Source organism: Mesorhizobium sp. P2_F8, assembly GCF_056403655.1.
Map to the genome: position 1 here is coordinate 411,154 of NZ_JBFUFB010000005.1, position 24,490 is coordinate 435,643.

Genomic DNA, 24,490 nt, shown 5'->3' on the forward strand with positions numbered 1-24,490 from the left:
GCCTCCTCCAACATCTATCGGATCATTATCGGGGCCTTGTGTGAGGCATGCCTTGATCTGCGTCATCTCCGGCGTCGACGGACGTCAATTTGACTTGTCGTCCCTGTCGATGAGTATCCGTTCCGCCGCCCCGTCGAGGTCCTCGTATTGACCGCTCCTCAAGGCCCACAGGAAGCCGGCCAGCCCGAGCGCGCCGAGGAACAGCGCCACAGGTATGAGGTAGACGAGCGTCGTCATGAGGATCGTGCCAGTGCACCAAAGCCGGCGCGCCTGTCGGCCGCGGTGCTTTTTGCTGGAGTGTGCGGCCCAAAGCCCTGCAGCCGTAGCGCGTTTCCAATAACCAGCAGCGAGGAGGCGGACATGGCGATCGCCGCAATCAATGGCGTGACCTGTCCCAGGATTGCGATCGGCACGGCGACGGCATTGTAGACGATCGCGATCGCGATGTTCTGGCGTATCAGCCGCCCGGCTTTCTGCGAGACGTTCAGTGCGAGAGGCACGGCCAGAAGGCTTTCGCGCAGGAATACGAAGTCCGCCGCGTTGCGGCCAATGTCGGCTGCGGTCGCCGGTGCGATCGAGACATGCGCCGCGCTCAGCGCAGGCGTGTCGTTGAGGCCGTCGCCAACCATCAGGACTTTGTGTCCGTCTTTCGCCAGGGTCTCGATGCATTCGACCTTGCCGGACGGCAGCAGGCACGCAACGAAGTCGCCGACACCCAGAATTTTCGAGACTTCGGCGCAGGCCCCTGCGGTATCGCCAGACAGCATTTGCACCGACATCCCGACATCGTTCAATCGCTCGACTGCCGCCCTGGCGTCGGCACGCAGCGCATCCTCGAAATCGAAGGTGGCGACGATGATGCCGTCTTTCGTCAGGACCGTTCCGCCATAGCCATGCTTGCCTTCGCCGCCGGTCCGGGCCTTCCATCCGGCCCATCCGCGTCGGCCCAGCCGCCAGATAGCTCCGGAGTCGGCAGCTTCGATCCCAAACCCGGGATGCTCGGTGACGGCATCGAATTTTTGTTGCCTGCCAGGAGAGGCAAATCCGGCGATGGCCTTCGAAAACGGATGACGCGAATGCGCGGCCATGTCTGCGGCGATTGCCAGCATGGCTGGGTCGATCGACGACGCATTGACGAGCCGGGGCTGTCCAAGCGTGAGCGTTCCGGTCTTGTCGAACACCGCTGTATCGATCATCGCCAGGCGCTCCAGGGCCGAACCGTCCTTGACCATGATGCCGTTCTCGAACAGGCGCCGCGCGGCGACCACCTGAACGATCGGCACGGCGAGGCCGAGCGCGCACGGGCATGTGATGATGAGAACAGCAATGGCGATGGTGATCGCCCTATGCCAGTCGCCGGTTGCCGCCATCCAGCCAAGGAACGTCACGAAGGCGGTCAGGTGAACCACAGGGGCATAGAGCGCCGAAACGCGATCGGCGATCCGGCGATAATGCGCCCGGCCGCCCTCGGCGGCCTCCATCAGCCGAACCATTGCCGCCAGGAACGAATCCTTCGCGGCGGCTGTCGCTTCGATCGTCAGCGAGCCGGTGAGATTGAGCGTACCGGCCTGAACCCGTTCCCCCGACGCCACCGTTTTCGGCGTGCTCTCGCCGGAAACCAGCGAGCAGTCGAGATCCGACGCCCCCTGAACGATCTTGCCGTCGACGGGTATCCTTTCGCCGGCTGCGATCAGCAGCAGCATGCCTGGTTCGATGTCGCCAACCGGCAGGTAATCGCGTGCACCATCGCTGCGCAGGACCATTGCACCACGCGCCGCCAGCTGCGAGAGGCCTTTCACGGCGGTCCGAGCACGTTCCCGCATGACATGATCCAGCGTGCGGCCGATCAACAGGAAGAACAGCAGCGACACCGACGCATCGAAATAGGCGTGATCGCCATGGTTGATCGTCTCATAGAGGCTCATGGCGTAGGCGAGCGACACCCCGACCGCGATGGGCACGTCCATGTTCATGCGGCCGTGGCGCAACGCATTCCAGGCCGAGCGGAAGAAGATGCCGCCGGCGAAGGCGAGGGCAGGGATGGCGATAAGCGCCGAGACCCAGTGGAACAGGTCGCGGGTCGCGCCTTCGGCACCAGACCAGACAGAGACCGAAAGCAGCATGATGTTGCCCGCCGCGAACCCGGCAACCGCGACGGCGCGGATCAACTCCGAAAGCATTCTGTCCTTCGCGTCGGCCTCGGGAGCGAAGAGATGCGCCTGGTAGCCGAGCCGCCCAATCGCGGCGACGAACGGTGGAACCTCGTCCCCACGCCACCGGACCGAGACCCGTTTCGTCGACAGGTTGACACGAGCGCCCTCGACGCGCTCAAGTTTTCCCAACGCCGTCTCGATCGTCTGGATGCAGGCTGCGCAATGAACCGTCGGCACGGAAAGATCGGTCAGACGAAGGTCATCGCCAAGCGATCGGCTCGCCAGCCGGATCTCCTCGCTAGATGGCAGGACCGATGTGGTGCTCGAGACATCCAGCGCCATTTCAGCGCCCGGCGCACAACAGCTCATTGCAGCGCTCCATGGGAAATCATGATCCTGCGGACGTCGCGATAGGGTTTCGCCAGACCGGCATCGGCGTCGATCTCGACGATCCAGACGCCGTCCTTCGGCAGGTGCTGCGCGGCAAACTCCTGGCCGGAGGCGAGCGCGAGCGTGACGGCCTTGTCCTCTTTCTCGTAGGCGGGATGGCGAAACAGCACCTTGACGCCGTGCAAGGGAACAGGCTTGCCTGTGGAGTCGGTGAGCCCGTAGCGAACTTCGCCCCACGCGATGGTAAGCTTGCCGGTCCAGCCGAGCGCTGCCTGCGCGCGACCCTCCTCGGCCTGCTTGTTGAATTGCTGGCTCGCCACATAGGTGTTTTCGACGACAAGGCCGGTCCAGCTCGTGTTGGCGAGCGTCGCCATGGTCAGATTGACCGCGATCACCACCCCGAAAAAGGCAAGGATGATGGCCAACATGTGCCTGCCGGTGAATTCGCGGGATTTCTGCGTATTCGCGCTCATCTGGCGGTCTCCGGCGCGTTGAAAGTGGCCGTGTATTCGTCTGTCTCGAAACTCGCCTTGTCCTCGACACGGAACTTGAAGGTCTGCGCTATGCCGCGGATCTGATCGACCGGCTGGCGCACGAAGACCTTCAGCATCTTCAGGCGGTCGGGCTCGACCGGAATGGCGAAGGAACGGCCTGCCGGGATGTCGTCGCCGACCACGCTCATTTCAGCCCCTGGCAAGCCTTGCATGGTGACGACGATCGTCCGTGGCTCGGGGATCATGTTGAGCAGCTTGACGGTGTAGCCGTTGCGGATCGAACCGTCGGACAGCGTGACGAATTGCGGATTGCGGTCATGCAGCACGTTGACTTCGAGCCTGTCGCGCGTCAGCAGTGAATAGAGCAGGCCCAGTCCGATCAGTGACCACAAGCCCATGTAGACATACGTGCGCGGGCGAAAGATCTTGCGAATATGGAAATGGGCCACCTTGTCGGAGAACAGGCCATCAGCGGTCCTGACCAGCGACGGATTGACTGAACCGGAGCCGCCCGCGGTCGCCAGCATCATATTGGCGTTGTAGTCGGAGAGCGTTGCGTAAGAGATCAGCCCGCGCTCCTTGCCAAGCTTGTCCATGACGCCGTCGCAGGCGTCGATGCAAAGCGCGCAGGTGATGCATTCGAGCTGCTGGCCGTCGCGAATGTCGATCCCCATCGGGCAGACAGCGACGCACGCATTGCAGTCGACGCAGTCGCCTACGGGCTGCCCTGCTGCTTGCACCTTCTTGGCGTGACGCGAGCGCGGTTCGCCGCGCCAGTCATTGTAGGTGACGGTGAGCGAACTTTCGTCCAGCATGGCTGCCTGGATGCGCGGCCATGGGCACATATAGGTGCAGACCTGCTCGCGCATCAGCCCGCCGAACGTATAGGTCGTCGCCGTCAGCACGGCGACGGTGATGTAGGCGACGGGTGCCGCAGTGCCGGTGAAAAGCTCGCCGACCAGCGTCGGCGCATCGGCGAAATAGAAGATCCAGGCGCCGCCGGTCGCCGCACCGATGACCAGCCAGATGGCGTGCTTCGATACCCGCAGCACGAGTTTGCGGGCGGTCCACGGCCCGGCATCGAGCTTCATGCGCGCGTTGCGGTCGCCCTCGATGGCCCGCTCGACGACCAGAAACAGATCGACCCATACGGTCTGCGGGCATGTATATCCGCACCAGGCACGGCCAACCGTGGATGTGACCAGGAAAAGACCGACGCCGGCCATGACCAGCAGGCCGGCCACATAGTAGAATTCCTGCGGCCAGATCTCGATGAAGAAGAAGTAGAAGCGGCGGTTGGCGAGATCGAGCAGCACGGCCTGGTCCGGAGCAAACGGACCACGATCCCATCGCAACCACGGGGTCAAATAGTAGATGCCGAGCGTGATCGCCATCACCAGCCATTTGAACTGGCGAAAGCTGCCCGAGGCTCGCTTGGGGAAGATCTTCTTGCGCGCGGCATACATCGGCTGGCGCACTTTGGCGGAGTTGACCGCCTCGGCTTCGAGCCGTTCTACCTGCGTATTGTCCAGCACATGCACCTCCACTCGCGCGGGCGGCAATCTGCCCATGCCTGGGCCGCCAGCGTAGTGAAGTCTTGCCGCAGGGCAGCGCCACGCGCGTTGATGCAAGTCAAACCGGGTTGCCGAAACAAACCGAGGCCCGGACATGCCGGGCCTCGTCGCTCGGGCGGTGAAGGGATGAGAATAGGCCCCCGCTTCCTATTCTCCGCCGCCAAGCGAATGAACGTAGACCGCCAGTTCCTTGACCTTGGTTTCGCCCAGGCGTGCGCCCCAGGCTGGCATTACCCCCTGCTTTGGCGTGCGAACCTGAGCGGAGATGGCTGTTTCGCCGGAGCCATAGAGCCATATCGCGTCGGTCAGATCTGGAGCCCCGAGTTCCTTGTTGCCTTTTGCGTTGTCGCCGTGACAGGAGACGCAATTTTCGGCAAAGACCTTGGCGCCGGGCGCGATCAGGCTTGCGTCCTGGACCTTGCCGGAAAGGCTGGCCACGTAGGCGCTCACCTGAGCGATCTGGTCAGCGGTAATGATGTCGCCAAAGGCAGGCATTTCCGACAGGCGCGTATCCGGATCGGACGCGAAGCGGATGCCATGCGTGATCGTCTGCTGGATCTGCTCGGCCTTGCCGCCCCAGAGCCAATCGTCGTCGTTGAGATTGGGAAAGCCCTTGGAGCCCTGGGCGCCAGAGCCATGGCATTGCACGCAATTGACCTTGAAAGCGGCGCCACCGGCAGCGACCGCGAACTCGCGCAAGGTGTCGTCCGCGGCAATCTCCGAAACGCTCTTGGACTCCACCGCCGCGACATACTTGCCCTTGGCGGCTTCAGCAGCGGTCAGTTCGTTCTTGACCTCGTTGCGGCTGGAATAGCCAAGCACGCCCTTGGTTGCCGAGTGCAGCAGCGGCCATGCCGGATAGGCGATGGTGTAGCCGATCGCCCAGACGATGGTGACGTAAAACGTGACGACCCACCAGCGCGGAAGCGGGTTGTTCAGCTCCCGGATGCCATCCCACTCGTGGCCGGTGGTCGAGACGCCAGAGATTTCGTCGATGTGCTCGTCGCTCATGATCACTCGTCCTCAAGGGGAATCCGGGCGGCTTCGTCGGCCAGCTTGCGGCTGCCGGGGCGGAGCGCGAAGGCGATTGCGCCGACAAAGAACAGCGCCATGGCGACCAGACCCCAGCTGTCGGCAAACTCTCGCATCAAATTGTAATCCATGGATAAGACTCCTCAGCGGTAGCCGGCGGCTTCGTCGTAGTTCTTGAAATCGACCAGCGTGCCGAGCATCTGCAGATAGGCAACGAGGGCATCCATTTCGGTCACCTGTTGCGGGTTGCCGTCGAAGTCGCCGATCTTGGCTTTGGGATAGCGGGCTTCGAGGCCGGATGTGTCGGCGTTGGGATCGGCCTGCGCCATCAGATCGGCATTTGCGTGCGCGATCATGTCATCGCTGTAGGGGACGCCGACCTGCCTGTTGGCGACCAGATGCGTCGAGAAGTCCTTCACGTCGATCGGCGCGTCTTTGAGGAACGCGTAGCTCGGCATGATCGATTCCGGGACGACCGAACGTGGATCCGCAAGGTGCTCGACGTGCCATAAATTCGAGTAACGGTCGCCAACCCGGGCGAGGTCCGGTCCGGTGCGCTTCGATCCCCATTGGAAAGGATGGTCGTACATCGACTCTGCCGCCAGACTGTAATGGCCGTAGCGCTCGACCTCGTCACGGAAAGGTCTGATCATCTGGCTATGGCAGAGGTAGCAGCCCTCGCGCACATAGATGTTGCGTCCCGCAAGTTCGAGCGGCGAGTAAGGCCGCATGCCCTCGACCTTCTCGATCGTGTTGTCGAGATAGAAGAGCGGCGCGATCTCGACGATGCCGCCTACGGTCACCACAAGAAGGGAGCCAACGAGAAGAAGCGTGGCGTTCTTCTCGATGAGTGCATGTCTGTCCATCAGGCTCATTCTCTGGCTCCTTATTCGGCAGGCTGGAGGGAGGGTGCGGAGCCCGGCATCGGCTCTTCCGCGCGCTGGTATCCGAGGATGGTCATGGTGATGTTCCAGGCCATGATCAGGGCACCGGAGAGGTACATGGCCCCGCCGATGGCGCGCATGACATAATAGGGGTGCATGGCGGCGACGGTTTCGGCGAAGGAGTAGACCAGGAAGCCCTGCTCGTCGTATTCGCGCCACATCAGGCCCTGCATGATGCCGGACACCCACATCACCGCCGCGTAGACGACGATGCCGAGCGTCGCCAGCCAGAAGTGCCAGGTGACCAGCCGCAGCGAATAGAGACGTTCACGGTTCCAGAGCTTCGGCACCATGTAGTAGATCGCGCCGAACGAGATCATGCCGACCCAGCCGAGCGCACCGGAGTGGACGTGGCCGATGGTCCAGTCGGTATAGTGCGACAGCGAGTTGACCGTCTTGATCGACATCATCGGCCCCTCGAAGGTCGACATGCCGTAGAAGGCGATGGCCATCACCATCATGCGGATGATCGGATCGGTGCGGAGCTTGTCCCAGGCGCCCGACAGCGTCATCAGCCCGTTGATCATGCCACCCCATGACGGCATCCACAGCATGATCGAGAACACCATGCCGAGCGTCTGCGCCCAGTCGGGCAGGGCGGTGTAGTGCAGGTGATGCGGACCGGCCCAGATGTAGAGGAAGATGATCGCCCAGAAATGGATGATCGACAGCCGGTAGGAGTAGACCGGCCGGTTCGCCTGCTTTGGCACGAAGTAATACATCATGCCGAGGAAGCCGGCGGTGAGGAAGAAGCCGACGGCGTTGTGGCCGTACCACCACTGCGTCAGCGCGTCCTGCACCCCGGAAAAGGCGGAATAGCTCTTGGAGCCCAGGAAGGAGGCCGGCATCGACAGGTTGTTGACCACATGCAGCATCGCGATGGTCACGATGAAGGACAGGTAAAACCAGTTGGCGACGTAGATATGCGGTTCCTTGCGCTTCAGGATCGTGCCGAGGAACAGGACGAGATAGGCGACCCAGACGATGGTCAGCCAGATGTCCACATACCATTCGGGTTCGGCGTATTCGCGGCTCTCGGTGATGCCGAGCAGATAGCCGGTCGCCGCCATGACGATGAAGAGCTGGTAACCCCAGAACACGAACCAGGCGAGATCGCCGCCGAACAGCCGCGCGCGGCAGGTGCGCTGCACGACATAAAGAGACGTGCAAAGCAGCGCGTTGCCGCCGAAAGCGAAGACCACGCCCGACGTATGCAGCGGCCGCAAACGGCCGAAATTGAACCAGGGCTGGATGTTGAGATCGGGGTAGGCGAGCTGCAGCGCGATGACCACGCCGACCAGCATGCCGACGACGCCCCAGAACATGGTGGCGATGGCGCCGTAACGGACTGGCCCATCCATGTAAGCGGATGCGTCGATGGGAGCGGCAGCTTCAAAGCTCGTGTTGCGGATGAGGACGGCGACAAAACCGAGCAGCACGAAAAACAGCACCCACATGTGCTGCCGGAAGGGCTCGTCGACACCGAAGCCAGCGGCCACCAGAGCCGCAAATGTAAAGAGGGCCAAAGCGAAGATTTGTGTGCCGAATTTCATGACATGTCCCCGACCTCGGATTCCGATGCGCGGACGCCAATCCGCCTGGACACCAATTCCTCAGCCGCGTTGTCACCGCCTTGATCCATGTCAAAGCTCAGCGCTTTCGGATTGGGCAGCGTGGTCTTGCAAACCAACCGGGGGCCGCCGTTGAGCCAGACGAAAGGACCGGGAACGTCGCTGTTCGGAGCAGGCGATGAAAATCCCGCACCAGCCGATCGATCCTGCAGAGAAGCCGTCCCGGCCGCGGTGATGAAGCGCGCGCACAGGGAAAAGCTGCAGCTCTGCGATGCCCTGGAGAGAATTGCAGACGCCTTGCCCAGCGTCGATCGTCTGAAATGTCTCGGCACGGCCAACGCGATCGTTCCGTTGCTGCGCAACATTCATCGATACGAAGAGACGGTCATCTTTCCCGCCTACGATGCCGCTTTGACCGGCAGCGGTGCGAACCTTGCCTCAACCCGGCGATTGCGGGCCGAACATGTGGAAGACGAATGCTTTGCCAGTGAGGTGACCGAAATATTATTGGCCATCGGTCATGGTGAGACAGTCGAGAACCCCGAAACCATCGGCTTCATGTTGCGCGGCCTGTTCGAGAACTTGCGGCGGCACATCGCGTTTGAACGTGAGCACGTCCTGCCGATGATCGGGATCGTCGACCGGGACTAGAGCGTGATGCCGAAAAGTGTGAGGCGGTTTTCGGCCGACATCATGCTCTATCGTTTTGATTTAGATGCGGATTCAGCTTTCAGGTCGATTCGACCTGAAATCATCCGGCTCTAGGCGCCAGAGCGGCTCGCCAACCGGGTGAGGCTGTCCACCGTCACATGGCGGTTGTTGTCGATCCGGATCACGCCGTCTGTCCGCAGCCGGGTCAATTGGCGGCTCACCGTTTCGATCGTCAGGCCGAGGAAGTCGGCGATGTCGGCGCGCGTGAGCGGCAGGTCGAAGCTCGTCGCGTTGGTGGCTGGATCGAGCGTGGGATCGATGTTTCTGGCAATCATCAGCAGAAAGCTCGCCACTTTTTCCGCAGCGGTCTTGCGTCCCAGCGTCACCATCCAGTCGCGCGCCTCGTCGAGTTCGTTCAGCGTTTGCTTGAGCAGGCGATGCTCGAGCTCCGGCGATTGCTTCATCATCCGTTCGATCGCCGTCTTCGGAAACGAGCAAAGGGAGACAGCGGTCGCCGCTTCCGCGTTGATCTCGCTTTCCACCTTGAAAGGTCGTCCCAGAAAGTCCGGCGCGAACTGGAGGCCGACGATCTGCTGGCGTCCGTCCGAAAGGCTCTTCGTCAGCTTCACCACGCCGGAAAGCACGTTCGAGTAGCTGTCGACGGTTTCGGCGTCGCCGATCAGTTCGCTGCCCGGCTCGACACTGTGCCTTGACGAGGTCTTGGCGAGCCCAACCAATTGGTCGGGGTCGAGGGCACCGCAAACGCCGCGATGCCTTGCCTCGCATGATTGGCAAAGCACAGGAATGCCGGCGCTATGAATATCCTCACGCACTGTCATCACGATCGTCCGAGGATCCAGAGTATCGGCAAGATAGCATCGGCCAATTGAAAACGCCTTGTGGCAGTTTGTCCGGTGCAAGGGCTTTGACCGAAATCAAGGCATTGGCGTCCCGTCGCGGCCATTTTGCTGGCCATGCAAACACAAGGGATGGCGACATGCGATCGGAACTAGCTGCCAGGCTTGGCGAGAACGTGCCGCGCTACACGAGCTATCCGACCGCGCCGCATTTCCATCCGGGGGTCGATGCCACTGTCTGTCGAGGCTGGCTGGAGGCGCTCGGGAAAGGCGACGAGATTTCGCTTTATCTGCATATTCCCTACTGCGACAGGCTCTGCTGGTTCTGCGCCTGCCACACCAAGCAGACACGTCACTATGACCCCGTAACCGCMTATCTCCGCTCTTTGCATGCCGAGATCGCCACTATTGCCCGCATTGTCGGTGGCAAGGCCGGCGTGCGCGCCGTCCACTTCGGTGGCGGCTCTCCGACGATGCTGAAGCCCGAGGACATGGTGGAGTTGGGGAAAGCATTGCGGGCCAGCTTCGATTTTCTTCCGGACGCCAAGATCAGCGTCGAAATCGATCCCAATGATATGGATGACGCCCGCCTCGATGCGCTTGCCGAGATCGGCATGACCAGGGCGAGCCTCGGCGTCCAGGATTTCGACCCGAAGGTGCAAAAGGCAATTAACCGCGAGCAGAGCTTTTTGCAGACCAAAGCGGTCGTCGACGGCGTTCGCACACGTGGTGTCGAATCGGTCAATCTGGACCTGCTCTACGGCCTGCCGCACCAGACTAGGGAGAGCGTGTCCGCCACCGTCGCGCAGGCGTTGACCCTGGAACCGGACCGGATGGCATTGTTTGGCTACGCACATGTGCCCTGGTTCAAGAAGCATCAGACGATGATCGACGAGGCATGGTTGCCGGGTCCGGCGGAGCGGTTTGCTCAATCACAACTGGCCGCTTGTCTTATGCTGAACGCAGGATATGAAGCCGTCGGCTTCGACCACTTCGCCAAGCCCAACGATGCGTTGGCCGTAGCGGCCAGAACCGGCTGCTTGCGCCGCAATTTCCAAGGCTACACGGAGGATCGCTGCGAAACGCTGATCGGCCTCGGCCCATCATCCATCAGTCAATTTCGCCAAGGCTATGCGCAGAACATGCCGTCGACCGCGGAGTATGGGCGCATGGTCTCAGACGGTGGGCTGGCGGCTGTCCGCGGTATCGCACTTTCCGACGACGACCGCGTTCGCGGCTGGATCATCGAGAGGCTGATGTGCGATTTCGCCTTCTCGGCGATCGAGCTGGTGGAGCGCTTTGGCCAAGCCGGCCAAAGGCTTCTGCTCAAGGCAAGTTCCACCGCCCTTGATGGTCCTGCGCAATTCCTTGAACTCGATGGCGACAGCTTCGTCGTGCCGGCGGAAAGTCGCCCCTTTGTGAGAAGCATTGCGGCGAAGTTCGACAAATATCTTGAAGCCGGCAAGGCCAGGCATTCGGTAGCGGTCTGAGCGTCCACCCGGTCAAAAGTGCTCGCCAGCCCGGAACGGGCCGATGCGCGTTCCGGCCGCGATCAGATAGGCGGTCGACCAGCCGAGCAGAAGAAAGCCGTTCACGCCTTCCAACGCAGCCAGCACGCGCCAGTCATGGGCCGGCACCACGTCGCCATAGCCGACGGTCGAAAAGGTGATGGTGGAAAAGTAGAGAGCGGTCTCGAAGTCGGGCAGGACGCCGAGCAGGCGGTACACGCCTGCCCACAACCAGACCTCGGCGGTCATGACGGCAAAAAGGCCCATCACCACGCTGATCATTGCAACGACCCGGCTTCGTCGACCATGCATGCGAAATCGCGCCACCAGATGTCCCATCGCACGGGTGACGGCAATGAGGCCGAAGGTGTGAATGACGACCGTCAGGCTTATGACGATCGTGCCGACGAAGAGGTTGAGAGCCATGCGAGGAAACTAGGAGCCGCGAGGGACGCTTTCCTTGCGTAAAATCAAACCTGGCGCTGGCCTTTCGAGCCTTGAAGCAATCGGTCGGGTTTCGCCAAGTTCGCCTATTGGCCTGCGCCTGGCGCGGCGGGACCAAGGCGAAAGAACATCGCCAGTTTCAGGCTTGCCGCGATCCGCTCGGCTCTGTCGACAAACACCGCCGCCGTTTCCGGGACGAAGAGTTCGGCCGCCGTCTGGCCGAAGAGGGCCTGCCAGATATCGAAATCGGCCTCGGTGACATCCTTGAGTTTGAGGTGCGCCGGCACCGGGCGTCCGTGATAGTCGCCGCTCTTGAGGATGACAGAACACCAGAAGTCCGTCATTTTCTCAAGATGAGGCTCCCAATCCCCGGTGATTTCGCGCGCGAAAATCGGACCGAGACGCTCGTTCTGTCTGACCTTTGCATAGAATTCGCGGACCAGTTTTCCGATCGAAGTTCGATCAACGCCGTTATGGTTCAGAGCTTGTTCCGCGACAGGACGTGCCCGGTCAACCGGAGCGGATTTTGAAGTCATTCGTGCTCTCTTGTTTCTGCTGCAGTCAGGTCAATCCCAAGCTGCGAATGGTAGTTTGAAAGAAACCTGTCCGGTCGCGCACAAGCCGGAAACCCAGATTGTCGGGCGGCGTTCCTACGGCGCAGCCGCCGCTCTTACCGTCCCGAATGAAGTTCGACATATAGGTGCGGTGGAAGCCCTCCACGGCGTGCACTCCACAATTGTCGATCAAACTCGCGGTGCGCTTTCCGTCGCTGTCTATCGTGGCGTGCGAATAACATGTCGAGGTCCATTCCCAGACATTGCCTGCAATGTCCGACAATCCCTTTGAATTGGTTCCGAAGGCGCCTTGAGCTCTCGGCTCGGGATCAGGTTTGCGTCCGAGTGCAGCCTCCTGGCGATACTGTGTCAGCCACCGTCGCGCCGGGTTGTTCGGGTCGCTTTCGCCACCCTCGATGTCACCTCTGAATCGCTCGCCGGCGGCGTAAGCCCACTCCACATCCGTGGGCAGCCGCCATGCCTCACCTCTGCGGGCTGACAGCCAGGTTGCATAGGCTTCGGCATCGATGTGGCTGACGCCGGTGACCGGCACGTTGCCGATCTTGCGCGAGTCGGCGGGCTTGCAGGCACCGTCCGCCACGCAACGTCCATAGTCCGAAACGCTTACCTGGTATTTCATGATTTCCAGCGGCGCATCGATGGTTTCCCGCACGACGGGGGCTGCGACGGAATGGTTCTGCTTGAGGAATTCCCCGGGCTGTGGGTGATCGAACGAGCCGGGTCCCAGGACCACAAGTTCGCTCACGGCGACCGGTGTCGGCAAATCCAAAGGAGCCCTGTCGAGCGCATGGGTTATGCCCAAGCCGATCAGTGCGGCAGCCGCAGTTGTTCCGAATGCGAAGACAGGATCGAAGGGCATGGCACCAAGTCCGGCCGCACGTGCAACCTTTTGGCTCCGCCGCAAGGTTGCACTGAAGATCGGATCTCCCGTTTACGAGGCGATCGGCTTGGGTGCTTCGACCTGCATCATCAGATCGTCGTCCCAGGTTCCGTCGACGACAAAGTGCGCGGTTGCACCAAGTTCCACCGCCTCGATCAAATTGTGGTTCACATACGCGTAGATGCCTGGCTGCCGGAACGTGTAGAGCGCCGACCCAGCCGACCCGCCGCGGATGAACCAGGTTTCCAGGTCCTTGGCCGGAGGGTTGGCGAACTTGCCCTGTTCCCAGACAAAGTCGCCATGGCCGCCGATCAGGTGCGGGCGTGTGTCACGATTGGCCTGCGAATGAACGATCAATATCGTTTCGCCGACCTTCGCCTTCATCGCGTTGTCGCCAGTCAGCGATCCCGCCTTGCCGTTGAACACGACATGGGTGGGGATCAACCCGCGCATGACCTTGACCGTATCATCGTAATTGTCGCCGGCTGTTTCATATTTCTTGAATTTCCCCTGCTCGTCGCGGGGGACGTAGAAATCGTTCTCGCCGATGTAGAAGATGCGGTCATAGCGAACGGGCCTGCCCTTGTCGTCCTTGAGGCCGTCGCGCGGCAGTATCATCACTGCTCCGCTCATCCCCGACACGACATGCCACGGGATCATCGCGCCGCCAGGCGCACAGTGGTAGACGAAGGTCCCCGTGCGCGTGGCCTTGAAGCGCAGCGTGACCTGCTCGCCAGGATTGACCAGGGTCAGGCCGCCGCCGCCAAGCGCGCCGGTGGCGGCGTGGAAATCGATATTATGGGCAAGCGTATTGGTCTCGGGATTGATCAGGGTGAGTTCGATATAGTCGTCTTGATGCACGACCATCAGAGGGCCCGGAATCGAGCCGTTGTAGGTCATCGCATTGAGCTGCGTGCCGTCGGCATCGATGATCATCGGCTTCTCCTCGATCGTCATGGTGAATTCGACGACCTTTGGACCGCCCTTGGCCACTTGGTCATGGGCGTGGACGAACGGCGGCGCGACGAGGGTGACCTTTTCGCGCGGTAGACTTGCAACTTCGGCTGCACTTGCCACAACCGGCATTGCAACAACGGCCGCGGCTGCGGCCGCGGTAAGGACAGAACCTAACAAAGCTTCTCGTCTCGTAAGCATTTCCATCTCCTTTTTTCACCGATCTGATGCACTAAGAATAGTCTGCTCGCGGGCCACGTCTTTGCGCTGGCGCAAATCCGATTTCATTTGTTGCGTTGCTCGATTGACGGGGCGAGTAGCCGAGCCCGGCCGGCCGAGGTTCACTGACTGCCAACTCCAGATCAGCAACCTTGGATAAGGCAACCGCTGGGGACGAGAAGATCGTGTCTCGGGCTGTCTATCGATATCCAAATGAAATAGGCCGGACCAGACCGCTCCCCTCGGTCTGTCCGGCCTCTGCCTCCGGAAGGTCGCCAACCGGAGGGCATCCTGGAAAAGGCTCAGTTGGAAGCAGTCTTGGTCGCTTCGGCAAACAGTTCGGCAAACACGGTTTTGGCTTTGCCGACCTGCTTGACGGCCTGCGCCGCTTCCAGGTTGGCGGGCTTGCCGACCACGATCAGCGCAACCATGCCCATGCCGTAATGTGGGGCACACTTGACGCCGTAGACGCCCTCCTTGGTGAGGGTCACGATTACTTCTTCGCTGGGCTTCCCTTTGAAAGCTTCAGCACCGTCCGGGATCATTCCTTTGATGCTCTCGGCATTGTGGGATTTGTCGGTCGGCACAAATTTGATCGTGTCTCCGGGCACTGCCCGGACAAAGGCGGGCTGGAAGACCATCGAACCTTTCTCGCCCTTGTTCAGCATCTGCACGACGTGTTCTTCGGCATTCGCGGCACCGGCGATGGAGAGCAGGGCGATGGCCGCGGCGATCAGTGGCAGTTTCATTTGGAAATCCTTTTCTTGAGTTCATCACGGCCTTCAACCGTTGCCTTCTTCTAGGCCATCAGGCGGCTTGGCGATTTGCGCTGGCGCAAACTCGTGAGCAAAAACATCGTTGGCGCCCTCGTGTGGCGTGGCGCATGGACGAGAGCCTAAGCATGCGCCCCTTGCCCCGCATCAGTCGCCGTGAGAACACTCTTTGGCAGACCGGCTTGGATGCATTGGCCGCGGTCAAATTCAGGAGGGAAAGAGTTGGCTAGCCTCGATCGCTCGCTGATTGCAGGGCTTTCCGTCTTTGAGGGCGTCGCCGCCACGGATCTCGACCGCATCGTCGGCCAGGCCAGGTCGCTCCGGATCGCCAAGGACCAGCCGGTGTTCGAGCAGGAGCAGGAAGCACATTCCTTTTTCCTGCTGCTCGACGGACATGTGCGCGTCGTGAAATCAACCCCGGACGGTCACGAGGTGACTGTGCGGTACATAAGTCCAGGTGAGTTGATGGGAATCGCCCACGCGCTTGGCCGCACCACCTATCCGGCAAATGCGATCGCTGCCGTCGATTGCGTGGTTCTTGCCTGGGCAAGCCATCTATGGCCGACCTTCGCAGCAAATTTCCCGAGCTTCAGTGCCAACACCTACAAGGCCGTGGGCACTAGGCTGCAGGATGCTCATACGCGCGTCATCGAGATGGCCACAGAACAGGTGGAACAGCGCGTCGCCCATGCGATGCTCAAGCTGGTCAAGCAGGCTGGCAGGAAGACAGAGGAAGGAATTCTGATCGACTTCCCGATCTCTCGTCAGGACATTGCCGAGATGACGGGAACAACGCTCCATACGGTGAGCCGGTTGCTCTCGGCCTGGGAGGACCAGGGATTGGTCAAAAGTGGACGCCAGAGGGTGACCGTGGTCGAACCTCACCGGCTCCTTCTGATCGCGGAAGGCCGCGCCGAGAAAAGTTAGTCAGGGTTGGTGCTTTCGATCGCGGCCCGCAAATCGGAGCCGAGTTGTTCCTCGTTCAGATCGTGCTCGCGTGCCGCGTCGGAAACGGTATGGAACGAGGCAATCGGGCAGCCGACGCAAAGCATGCCGTGCTGGAGCACCACCCGGATGGCCGCCGGCGACAGGTGCATGATTTCGTCCATTGTCGCATCGTCGCTGAATTTGCGTTTCATGCCGCTTGCCCACGCTTGGAAGCGGACATGCTGCATCTGATTTCCGGGATGCTCGTTGCGCTGGGACAAAGAAGAAGCAGCCGATTGCACCCTCCTCACCTATGAACGGCGCAGATCGTCGACCGCGTCAGGAACCGCTTCTCCCGTCCGTTGTCCAGCGAGAACATGCCGCCGCGACCAGGCACTACGTCGATAATGAGATCGGTATGCTTCCAGGCCTCGAATTGCGAAGCCCCGATGTAGAAGGGCGCGTCTTCGATGTGGCCGAGCAGCACATCATGATCGCCGACGATGAAACCGGCGCGCGGATAACACATAGGCGAAGAACCGTCGCAGCAGCCGCCGGATTGGTGGAACAGCACCGGTCCATACTCGGCAACGATCTCCGCGATCAGTTCAAGGGCTGCCGGCGTCGCCGTGACCTTCGCATGCATGGTGTTTTCCGCATTCAGAATGGGGGCGCGGCCCCTCGCGGAGCCGCGCTGTGAGCCAAACAGGGGATCAGAAGAAGCCGAGCTTCTTCGGGCTATAGCTGACCAGCATGTTCTTGGTCTGCTGGTAGTGGTCGAGCATCATCTTATGGGTCTCGCGGCCGATGCCGGACTGCTTGTAGCCGCCGAAGGCGGCATGCGCGGGATAGGCGTGGTAGCAGTTGGTCCAGACGCGGCCGGCCTGGATCGCACGGCCGAAGCGGTAGGCGCGGTTGCCGTCACGCGTCCAGACGCCGGCGCCAAGGCCATAGAGCGTATCGTTGGCGATCGCCAGCGCTTCATCGTCGTCCTTGAAGGTCGTGACCGAAACCACCGGTCCAAAAATCTCCTCCTGGAAGATGCGCATCTTGTTGTGGCCCTTGAACACCGTCGGTTTGACGTAATAGCCACCCGCCAGATCGCCGGGCAGGACGTTACGCGACCCGCCGGTCAGCACCTCGGCGCCTTCCTGGCGGCCTATGTCGATATAGGACAGGATCTTTTCCAGCTGCTCGGACGAGGCTTGGGCACCGATCATCGTCGCCGGGTCAAGCGGATCGCCCTGCACGATCGCCTCGACGCGCTTGAGGGCGCGTTCCATGAAGGTATCGTAGATCGATTCATGGATGAGCGCACGGCTTGGRCAGGTGCAGACCTCGCCCTGGTTCAGCGCGAACATGACGAAGCCTTCGATCGCCTTGTCGAAGAAGTCATCGTCCTCGGCGACAACATCCTTGAAGAAGATGTTGGGCGACTTGCCGCCCAGTTCCAGCGTGACGGGGATCAGGTTCTGGCTGGCATATTGCATGATCAGCCGGCCCGTCGTGGTCTCGCCGGTAAAGGCTATCTTGGCAATGCGCGGCGAGGATGCGAGCGGCTTGCCGGCCTCGAGGCCGAAACCGTTGACGATGTTGAGCACGCCTGGCGGCAGCAGATCGCCGACAAGATCGGCCCAGAGCAGGATGGCCGCCGGTGTCTGCTCGGCAGGCTTCAGCACGACGCAATTTCCGGCTGCAAGCGCGGGAGCAAGTTTCCAGCACGCCATCAGCAGCGGGAAGTTCCACGGGATGATCTGGCCGACCACGCCGAGCGGCTCGTGGAAATGATAGGCGACGGTATCGTCGTCGATCTGGGAAAGGCTGCCTTCCTGGCCGCGCACGGCGCCGGCGAAATAGCGGAAATGGTCGATGGCGAGCGGCAGGTCGGCGGCGGTCGTTTCACGGATCGGCTTGCCGTTGTCCCAGGTTTCGGCGCATGCGAGGAGATCGAGGTTTTCCTCCATGCGATCGGCGATGCGGTTGAGGATAAGCGAGCGCTCGGCGACGCTGGTGCGCCCCCAGGCGTCCTTGGCGGCGTGCGCGGCGTCCAGCGCTGCCTCGATGTCCTGCGCATCCGAACGCGCCACCTCGCACAGCAGCTGACCGTTCACCGGTGAGTGGTTTTCGAAGTAGCGGCCGGAGCGCGGCTCGGCCCATTTGCCGCCGATGAAATTACCGTAACGCTTGTCGAAGGGCGCCTTGACCGAGCGTGAGAATTCTACCTTGTTCATGTGTCTTCCTCCCAGAGCTGACGCCGCGGAATGCGACGCTTGGGAAGGAGACTTGCGATTTCCGCCGCTATTGTCACCGCGCCGAGGACAGTGGGCGGGCGGCATGTGTCGCAGAATTGCGACAGTCATGCGAGGATTCGGAAGGTCAGTGAGGCCTGTGGACATCCAGGCGGTTGAGCTTGCGGTGAAGCGTCGCCCGGCTGATGCCCAGCGCCTGGGCCGCAGCCGTGACATTTCCGTCTGCTCGCGCCAGCGCCCGCTGCAGCACGCCGCGCTCAGCCTCGGCGAGGACTTCAGGCCCGCTCTCGCCCCAACCAAGCAGGTCTGCGGCAGGCATCGGCCTGTCGAGACACTGTTGCGTAATTCCGAGCGCCAGGCGGGCCGATCGGGTCGCGCCGACCACAAGGTCGTCCGCATCAACCGCGATCAGCGCGCCCGAACCTCTGTCGGTCACCGGCGCCAGCAGAATTCGCGCCTTCGGGAATGCCATCCTGAAGTTCTCCGCCTCGATCCGACGCACCGCGTCGACCACGGCCACGGAGATAAGGTTGGCGAAGGCTTCGGTCAGATCGGCCCGGCAGGAAGACACGTCGAGCGCAGCCACAAGATCCCCCTGGTGATCGTAGATGGGAGCGGTGGTACAACTGAGCCCCGTGTTGCGCGTATGAAAATGCTGGTCGCGATGGATTGTGAGTGCGCGCTGTTCGACCAGGCAGGTGCCGATCCCGTTGGTGCCCTGGCTCTGTTCGTTCCAGACGGAGCCGGTCCACAAGCCCCAGGAATGAAACGTCTCGTCATCCACCGGGGCGCCGCGCCGTTCGACCGGCACGCCGTCGCGGTCGGCGAGAAGGACGCAGCACCCGACGCCACCCACGGCAAGATAGAGCCGGTCCAGACTCGATTGGGCAGCACGGATGAGCGGCTCGCTGCGTTGCCGGGCCTCTCCGAATTCCGCCTCTGTAAGATAGCGTGGGGGACTGCAATCGGTCGGATCGAGCCGATGCAAATTGGAAGACCGTCGCCAGGAGGCAACCAGAGCGGACTTCGCCGCGGCGTCCGAAGCGATCGCTGCCTGAATGCGGTCGGCATGATGACTGGATAGATCCTCGCCCATGCTTATCCTCCCAAACCTCAACTCTCCCTTTCAGGCCCTGGATCAGGTCAACTGCAAGACAGGGTTAAGCTGTCATTGCGCCCGCTTTTTCCGCTTTCAATCGTCACACTGTCAATTCGTCGGAAGAACTAGAAGCGCAAACCACTCCCCACCATGCTTGGCCGAACCGATGGTCATTCTCGCCCCGAACGTTCGAACATCCTTATTGAAGCGAACCGTTCAATTGACGTCCTGACAGCGTACTCAAACCAGATTGGGCATTCATTGATCGAGAGCAAAGTCTCACACGGCACGCCGCCTGGCGACATGGGATGGATTTTCTCGATGCTCCGGATCACAAGCCGGACTGGCGAAGATTAGGACGCGGAACCGCGTGGAGGAGAAGCGGCCTTCAGAAGGGCGTCAGAGCAGAAGCTCTGACGCAAGAAGGCCAAGGTGCCGTATCAGGAGCGATATGGGGTCGGCTCAACGCCGTTGAAGAAGGTCCAGAAACTCTCATAGACCAGATCAGGCCGGTGCTCGGCTGGATAGTGACCTGTCGGAATGGCCCAGCCCCTGAGGTCCGGCGCCCAGGGCGTCCAAGCTTCAATCGGCGTCAGGTGACGGCCAACATGGCTGTTGCTGCCCCAGATCACCATGACCGGGCACTGGATTGTCTTCTTGCCGAAATCGGCTGTGTCCATGGCGAGGTCGAGCGTCACGGTCGCGCGGTAGTCCTCGCACACGGCGTGGATCTGCTCAGGCGTGGTGCAGCGTGCATACTCCTTGAAGGCTTCCGGCGTGAATATCTCCAGGCCCACGCCTTTCTTGTTGAGCTTGTAGTTGATGTAGTAGTCGAGGTCGGCACAGATCAGCTTCTCGGGGAAGGGCGCCTTCTGCGCCATGAAGAACCAATGATAGCTCTCCAGCCCCCATCCAAGGGTGACGTTGGTCAGGAGATGGTAGGTCGGGATGATATCCAGCGCGCAGAAACGGGTGATCCTGTCGGGCTGATCGAGCACCATCCGAAACCCGACGCGGGCACCGCGGTCATGGCCAGCAAGCGCGAACTTTTCAAAGCCAAGCGCGCTCATCACATCGAAGGCGTCTTCGCCCATGGCGCGGAAGCTGTAGGCGGCATGGTCCGCACCGCCGTCGGGTTTCGAGCTGTCGCCATAGCCGCGCAGGTCGATGGCGACCACCGTGAAGGACTTTGCCAGGGAAGGCGCGATGCGATGCCAGCTGACATGCGTCAACGGGTTGCCGTGGACAAGCAGCAATGGTGGGCCTGATCCCGCGACGGCGACATTGATCTCGGCGCCCCTGGTCTTGATCCTCCTGTAGGAGAATCCCTCCATCAGGCTTCCATGCTTGCTTTCCAAGGGCGGCATAGAGGATGCGGCGGCGACTTCCGAGGCGTGTTGGCTGTCCATGGTGCTCTCCAGATAAGGTCACCCTTAGCCTCGCCTTCAAATTGAATACTGTCAACAATTTTCAGTTGACTTTTCTTGGATGCGGCGCAACATGGCTTCAAAGCGGTCACGAAGCCAGCCTTGCGCGGCCGATTTCGGGTGACCTCACCACCGTTGAGCCGAAGGGGGCATGTCCATGGAAAATCCAGATAAATCCTCGCGCAAAACCGCTTCACCCCTGCCTCGTCTGGCCTTGCTGCTTGGCGATATGACCGGTATCGGCCCGGAGCTCGTTGCTCGCGTGCTGTCGGACGGCAGGCTCTCCGACGTGGCGCGCATTGTCGTTCTTGGCGACCGGCGTGTCCTGGAGATGGGCGCGCGCGACGCCGGCGTAGCGCTTTCGCTCAAGACCGTCCCGGATGTTGCATCCATCGACTGGGATGCATCAGAAACACCTGTCATCGACCTTGGTAACATCGACCCCGCGGCCTTGCCGCGCGGCGTGGTCTCACCGGAGTCGGGCAAGCTGACAGGGGACACCTTGGCCGAGGCGGTGCGGCTGGCGATGAAAGGCGATGTCGATGGCATTACCTTCGCGCCGCTGAACAAGGCAGCGCTTCATGCTGGCGGATGGAAATTTCCCGACGAGCACAAGATGTTTGCTCATCTGTTGGGACACAAAGGCTATTTCTCCGAGATGAACGTGCTCGACGGCCAATGGATGTCGCGCGTCACCTCGCATGTGTCGCTGCGCACGGCTCTCGATCAGATCACCCATGACAGCATCATCGAGGCGATCGAACTGGTCAACCGCACCATGCAGCGCGCCGGTATGGACAAACCGCGCATCGCCGTTGCGGCCCTCAACCCTCATGCCGGCGAGAACGGGCTGTTTGGCCGTGAGGAAATCGACCTGATCGGACCGGCGGTCAAGGTCGCCGCGGCAACCGGCATCGACTGCAAGGGGCCTTTCCCGGCCGACACCATCTACATCAAGGCCTTCGCGGGCGAGTATGACAGCGTCGTCGCCATGTACCACGACCAGGGGCAGATCGCGACCAAGCTGCGCGGGTTCAACCGCGGCGTGACCGTCACGGCCGGGCTGGAGACCGTGTTCACCACGCCGGCGCACGGCACCGCCTTCGACATCGTTGGCAAGGGAAGTGCATCGACAGGTGCACTGGAAAACGCAGTCCGCCTCGCGGCCCAGCTTGCGCGCCGCAAGGACGCGCAGCGCGAAGAGGCCGCGGCCTGAGCAATTCCCGTCGATCAGCCTGGAAAGCAAAATGACACAATCCAACAGTTTCCGCATTGCGGTCATCCCAGGCGACGGGATCGGCAAGGAGGTCGTACCCGAAGGCGTGCGCGTTCTGGAAAAGATCGCGTCACGCTTCGGCATCGGGCTGTCGTTCGACTGGTTCGATTTCGCCTCTTACGACTACTATGCCCGTCACGGCCGGATGCTGCCGGAAGACTGGAAGGACAAGATCGGGTCGCATGACGCGATCTTCTTTGGCGCCGTTGGTTGGCCGACCGGCGTGCCCGATCACGTGTCGCTGTGGGGGTCGCTTCTCCAGTTCAGGCGCGAGTTCGATCAGTACGTCAATCTGCGGCCGGTGCGCCTGATGCCCGGCGTTCCGAGCCCGCTCGTCGGCCGTGGTCCCGGCGATATCGACTTCTGGGTCGTGCGCGAGAACACCGAAGGCGAGTATTCATCGATCGGCGGTCGTATCTTCCCGGGCACCGAGCGCGAAGTGGTTGTGCAGGAAACGGTCATGACGCGCATCGGTGTCGATCGCGTGCTGAAATTCGCATTCGAGCTTGCCGCCAAGGGCAAGCGCAAACACCTCACCTCGGCGACCAAGTCGAACGGCATTTCGATCAGCATGCCCTATTGGGACGAGCGCGTTGAGGAAATGGCGAAGGCCTTCCCCGACGTGCGCTGGGACAAATATCACATCGACATCCTGACGGCTCAGTTCGTGCTTCACCCCGATTGGTTCGATGTGGTCGTCGCATCGAACCTTTTCGGCGACATTCTTTCCGATCTCGGTCCGGCCTGCACGGGAACGATCGGCATCGCGCCGAGCGCCAACATCAATCCGGACCGCAATTTTCCATCTCTGTTCGAACCGGTCCATGGCTCGGCACCGGATATTGCCGGGCAGGGGATCGCAAATCCGGTGGGGCAGATCTGGTCGGCGGCGATGATGCTTGACCACCTCGGACATGCTGAAGCGGCTGCCGGGATTGTATCGGCCATCGAGACCGTTTTGGCCGAGCCTTCGCTGCGCACGCGCGATCTCGGCGGCGCTGCAAACACCGTCGAGTGCGGCAAGGCGATCGTCGCCGCGCTCTGACTTCCAGATCAATTTTCTCAAAGCCCGGGACGACAGGTCGCCTGCATTGGCCAGGCTGGCCGCCGACGTCGGCGAAACCCACCTGTTAGGTAGGCGGGGTTGCGGCCTGGGCGATCGCAACGGTGTCTTCGAGGCTCTCGATATCCCAGCACAGGTCCCGCAGACGCGCCGTTGCCTTCGCACCCAGAACCGGTTCGGCCAGTCCGCCGAACTTTGCGTTGAGGTCGTCGTCGGTCATCGGCCGCGCCAGGCTGCCGATCGCATGCTCGACATGCCTCTTGAGCACGCGACCATCCCTGAGCTTGATCGTGACGTGACATTCGTCTTCAGCGACGCTTTGCGACGCCACTGCGCTGACGCGATCGCGCAGCGCAATGACCTGCTTATCGCGCACGTTTGCATCGCTATATTCTGCCTCGCCGCCGCGGCCTTCGATGATGGCGACCGCCGCCGAATGGTAGACACTGAATTTGCCTTCGAGGCCAACCTGCGGGGTCTTCTTGCCGGTCAATTCCAACACCAACGGGTCGACTTCCAGCGCAATGCTTTCGATCTCATCGGCCTTCAGGCCGAATTCATTGCGCAATTGCACACAGCCGTCGATGATCGGGTGGATGACGATGCCGCAAGCGAACGGCTTGTAGGTGTTGAGAGCGATCTCGAAACTCTCGCCCAGGCCTTTTGTGATCTCATCGAAATTCCGCTCGGTGGACATGACATGGGCAAAACCGCGCGGCGCCTCAAGCACGCGGTTTGACGAGGTGAAGTCGCGTTGCGCCAGCACGGCGGAGAGCAGTCCATTTTGCGCGGCGCGGCCGGGATGGAAGCTTTTGCACATGGTTCCGAACATCTCACGAAAACCCGAAGACTGTGTGCCGGCGATGCCGAGCGCCCAGATCATCTGCTGTTCGTTGAGACCGAGCAGGCGGCCTGCCGCGGCGGCGGCGCCGAAAACGCCGGCGGTTCCGGTGATGTGCCAGCCGATGTCGTAGTGCGCGGGATAGACGGCGTTGCCGATGCGGCATTCGACCTCGACGCCGAGGATGAAGGCGTGCAGGAGATCACGCCCGCTCACCGTCTGCATCTGAGCCAGGCTGAGGATCGCGGAGGCGACCGGTCCGGCCGGATGGATTATGGTCCTCAGATGTGTGTCGTCGAAATCGAAGACGTGACTGGCGATGCCGTTGATGAGCGCGGCGTTCAGGGCGTCCAGCCGTTCGCTGCGGCCGAGGATCGCAGCCTGATCCTTGCCGGCGAACGGTGACACCGCGGACAAGGCAATGTCGACGCTCGGATGTTGCGAGCCGCCTACCGCGCAGCCGGTCCAGTTGAGGAAGGAGCGCACCGCTTCGCGCCGGACGTTCGCCGGTACGCTGTCCGCGGATGCCGACACGACATAGCGCGCCAGAATGGCTGTAACGTCCATCATTTGATCTCCCTGGATCGCC

The 24,490-nt window shown here is 61.5% G+C and carries 25 protein-coding genes; 5 read left to right on the forward strand and 20 right to left on the reverse strand.

Annotation, left to right across the window (positions count from 1 at the left end; all coding sequences use genetic code 11):
- Positions 1–84: 84 nt before the first annotated feature.
- The 8 genes from ccoS to ccoN form a co-directional block, all read right to left on the reverse strand.
- Positions 85–237, reverse strand: a complete 153-nt coding sequence (ccoS, locus tag AC1DZP_RS15245; RefSeq protein ID WP_457153287.1) for a cbb3-type cytochrome oxidase assembly protein CcoS — start codon at positions 235–237, stop codon at positions 85–87.
- Complete coding sequence (locus tag AC1DZP_RS15250; RefSeq protein ID WP_477303461.1) at positions 234–2,522, reverse strand: heavy metal translocating P-type ATPase; 2,289 nt, start codon at positions 2,520–2,522, stop codon at positions 234–236. Before AC1DZP_RS15250 ends, ccoS begins: the two co-directional genes overlap by 4 nt.
- Positions 2,519–3,016, reverse strand: a complete 498-nt coding sequence (locus AC1DZP_RS15255) for a FixH family protein (RefSeq protein ID WP_477303463.1) — start codon at positions 3,014–3,016, stop codon at positions 2,519–2,521. Before AC1DZP_RS15255 ends, AC1DZP_RS15250 begins: the two co-directional genes overlap by 4 nt.
- Complete coding sequence (ccoG, locus tag AC1DZP_RS15260; RefSeq protein WP_477225699.1) at positions 3,013–4,572, reverse strand: cytochrome c oxidase accessory protein CcoG; 1,560 nt, start codon at positions 4,570–4,572, stop codon at positions 3,013–3,015. Before ccoG ends, AC1DZP_RS15255 begins: the two co-directional genes overlap by 4 nt.
- A gap of 186 nt (positions 4,573–4,758) precedes the next feature.
- Positions 4,759–5,622, reverse strand: a complete 864-nt coding sequence (ccoP, locus tag AC1DZP_RS15265) for a cytochrome-c oxidase, cbb3-type subunit III (protein WP_477303465.1) — start codon at positions 5,620–5,622, stop codon at positions 4,759–4,761.
- A 2-nt stretch (positions 5,623–5,624) separates the two neighbouring features.
- Positions 5,625–5,774 (reverse strand): CcoQ/FixQ family Cbb3-type cytochrome c oxidase assembly chaperone, encoded by a 150-nt coding sequence (locus tag AC1DZP_RS15270; RefSeq protein ID WP_023759205.1) that lies wholly within the window; start codon positions 5,772–5,774, stop codon positions 5,625–5,627.
- Between the two features lie 12 nt (positions 5,775–5,786).
- Positions 5,787–6,518 carry a cytochrome-c oxidase, cbb3-type subunit II gene (gene ccoO, locus AC1DZP_RS15275; protein WP_477303467.1) on the reverse strand — a complete coding sequence of 244 codons (732 nt, stop codon included), beginning with the start codon at positions 6,516–6,518 and terminating at the stop codon, positions 5,787–5,789.
- Positions 6,519–6,529: 11 nt separating this feature from the next.
- Entirely contained in the window at positions 6,530–8,140 is a 1,611-nt protein-coding gene (gene ccoN / locus AC1DZP_RS15280; protein WP_477225703.1) for a cytochrome-c oxidase, cbb3-type subunit I, read from the reverse strand.
- Positions 8,141–8,392: 252 nt separating this feature from the next.
- Between ccoN and AC1DZP_RS15285 the strand changes: the two genes are divergently transcribed.
- Complete coding sequence (locus AC1DZP_RS15285) at positions 8,393–8,809, forward strand: hemerythrin domain-containing protein (protein ID WP_477303546.1); 417 nt, start codon at positions 8,393–8,395, stop codon at positions 8,807–8,809.
- A 110-nt stretch (positions 8,810–8,919) separates the two neighbouring features.
- On the opposite strand, the gene AC1DZP_RS15290 is transcribed toward AC1DZP_RS15285, so the two are convergent.
- On the reverse strand, positions 8,920–9,648 hold the full coding sequence (locus AC1DZP_RS15290) for a Crp/Fnr family transcriptional regulator (RefSeq protein WP_477225705.1): 729 nt from the start codon (positions 9,646–9,648) through the stop codon (positions 8,920–8,922).
- 158 nt (positions 9,649–9,806) lie between these two features.
- Between AC1DZP_RS15290 and hemN the strand changes: the two genes are divergently transcribed.
- On the forward strand, positions 9,807–11,156 hold the full coding sequence (hemN, locus tag AC1DZP_RS15295; RefSeq protein WP_477303469.1) for an oxygen-independent coproporphyrinogen III oxidase: 1,350 nt from the start codon (positions 9,807–9,809) through the stop codon (positions 11,154–11,156).
- A gap of 12 nt (positions 11,157–11,168) precedes the next feature.
- On the opposite strand, the gene AC1DZP_RS15300 is transcribed toward hemN, so the two are convergent.
- The 5 genes from AC1DZP_RS15300 to AC1DZP_RS15320 all read right to left on the reverse strand — a co-directional run bounded on the left by AC1DZP_RS15300 (position 11,169) and on the right by AC1DZP_RS15320 (position 14,995).
- Positions 11,169–11,600 carry a potassium channel family protein gene (locus tag AC1DZP_RS15300; protein WP_477225707.1) on the reverse strand — a complete coding sequence of 144 codons (432 nt, stop codon included), beginning with the start codon at positions 11,598–11,600 and terminating at the stop codon, positions 11,169–11,171.
- Between the two features lie 104 nt (positions 11,601–11,704).
- Complete coding sequence (locus AC1DZP_RS15305) at positions 11,705–11,962, reverse strand: group III truncated hemoglobin (protein ID WP_477303470.1); 258 nt, start codon at positions 11,960–11,962, stop codon at positions 11,705–11,707.
- 217 nt (positions 11,963–12,179) lie between these two features.
- Positions 12,180–13,052 carry an SUMF1/EgtB/PvdO family nonheme iron enzyme gene (locus AC1DZP_RS15310; RefSeq protein ID WP_457155279.1) on the reverse strand — a complete coding sequence of 291 codons (873 nt, stop codon included), beginning with the start codon at positions 13,050–13,052 and terminating at the stop codon, positions 12,180–12,182.
- 72 nt (positions 13,053–13,124) lie between these two features.
- Complete coding sequence (gene nirK, locus AC1DZP_RS15315; RefSeq protein WP_477303473.1) at positions 13,125–14,228, reverse strand: copper-containing nitrite reductase; 1,104 nt, start codon at positions 14,226–14,228, stop codon at positions 13,125–13,127.
- Positions 14,229–14,548: 320 nt separating this feature from the next.
- Entirely contained in the window at positions 14,549–14,995 is a 447-nt protein-coding gene (locus tag AC1DZP_RS15320; RefSeq protein ID WP_477303475.1) for a pseudoazurin, read from the reverse strand.
- 246 nt (positions 14,996–15,241) lie between these two features.
- Here AC1DZP_RS15320 and AC1DZP_RS15325 point away from each other — a divergent pair, with 246 nt between their 5' ends.
- Positions 15,242–15,946 carry a Crp/Fnr family transcriptional regulator gene (locus AC1DZP_RS15325; protein ID WP_477303477.1) on the forward strand — a complete coding sequence of 235 codons (705 nt, stop codon included), beginning with the start codon at positions 15,242–15,244 and terminating at the stop codon, positions 15,944–15,946.
- On the opposite strand, the gene AC1DZP_RS15330 is transcribed toward AC1DZP_RS15325, so the two are convergent.
- From AC1DZP_RS15330 to AC1DZP_RS15350, 5 genes are all read right to left on the reverse strand, one after another.
- On the reverse strand, positions 15,943–16,248 hold the full coding sequence (locus AC1DZP_RS15330) for a DUF1858 domain-containing protein (RefSeq protein WP_477303479.1): 306 nt from the start codon (positions 16,246–16,248) through the stop codon (positions 15,943–15,945). The two genes, AC1DZP_RS15325 and AC1DZP_RS15330, sit on opposite strands and share 4 nt — an antisense overlap.
- Before the next feature lie 5 nt (positions 16,249–16,253).
- The gene (locus AC1DZP_RS15335; RefSeq protein WP_477303481.1) at positions 16,254–16,592 is read right to left on the reverse strand and encodes a DUF779 domain-containing protein; all 339 of its coding nucleotides are present in this window, start codon (positions 16,590–16,592) and stop codon (positions 16,254–16,256) included.
- A 67-nt stretch (positions 16,593–16,659) separates the two neighbouring features.
- Entirely contained in the window at positions 16,660–18,177 is a 1,518-nt protein-coding gene (adh, locus tag AC1DZP_RS15340) for an aldehyde dehydrogenase (RefSeq protein WP_477303483.1), read from the reverse strand.
- Between the two features lie 145 nt (positions 18,178–18,322).
- Positions 18,323–19,291 (reverse strand): helix-turn-helix domain-containing protein, encoded by a 969-nt coding sequence (locus AC1DZP_RS15345; RefSeq protein ID WP_477303485.1) that lies wholly within the window; start codon positions 19,289–19,291, stop codon positions 18,323–18,325.
- Between the two features lie 443 nt (positions 19,292–19,734).
- On the reverse strand, positions 19,735–20,703 hold the full coding sequence (locus tag AC1DZP_RS15350) for an alpha/beta fold hydrolase (RefSeq protein WP_477303487.1): 969 nt from the start codon (positions 20,701–20,703) through the stop codon (positions 19,735–19,737).
- A gap of 175 nt (positions 20,704–20,878) precedes the next feature.
- Between AC1DZP_RS15350 and AC1DZP_RS15355 the strand changes: the two genes are divergently transcribed.
- Positions 20,879–21,937: a PdxA family dehydrogenase gene (locus AC1DZP_RS15355; protein WP_477303489.1), complete on the forward strand. Its 1,059-nt coding sequence runs from the start codon at positions 20,879–20,881 to the stop codon at positions 21,935–21,937.
- A 31-nt stretch (positions 21,938–21,968) separates the two neighbouring features.
- Positions 21,969–23,042 carry a tartrate dehydrogenase gene (locus AC1DZP_RS15360; RefSeq protein ID WP_477303491.1) on the forward strand — a complete coding sequence of 358 codons (1,074 nt, stop codon included), beginning with the start codon at positions 21,969–21,971 and terminating at the stop codon, positions 23,040–23,042.
- Between the two features lie 85 nt (positions 23,043–23,127).
- Here AC1DZP_RS15360 and AC1DZP_RS15365 read toward each other — a convergent pair whose 3' ends face one another.
- On the reverse strand, positions 23,128–24,471 hold the full coding sequence (locus AC1DZP_RS15365) for an MmgE/PrpD family protein (protein ID WP_477303493.1): 1,344 nt from the start codon (positions 24,469–24,471) through the stop codon (positions 23,128–23,130).
- Positions 24,472–24,490 lie beyond the last annotated feature (19 nt).